1 protein-coding gene is annotated in these 286 nt (G+C 33.9%); it reads left to right on the forward strand.

The features are described 5' to 3' along the window. A partial coding sequence (locus LZP73_RS20575; RefSeq protein ID WP_234236831.1) for a PIG-L family deacetylase occupies positions 1–286 on the forward strand: 286 nt, incomplete at both ends.

Below are 286 nucleotides of genomic sequence, written 5' to 3' on the forward strand. Positions count from 1 at the left end.
AATTGGTGCCCATCCTGATGATATAGAATTAGGATGTGGTGCATCTCTTTCATATTATTCTAATGAAAAAGTATATATTATATCTGTTGTCATGACACCTGGTTGCTGTGGCGCAGAGTATATTGATCGTCACAAGGAATCACAAGAAGCATTAAATATGTTAGGATGCAATAAACTAATCCCTCTAAATTTTGAAGATACCAGATTATATTTGCAAATAAAAGAGATGATATCATCTCTGGAATACATAATTGAGAATGAAACGCCCCAGGATGTGGAAATTACT

It is taken from the genome of Shewanella sp. AS16, assembly GCF_021412365.1.
In the GTDB taxonomy this organism is placed as follows: Bacteria; Pseudomonadota; Gammaproteobacteria; order Enterobacterales; family Shewanellaceae; genus Shewanella; species Shewanella salipaludis.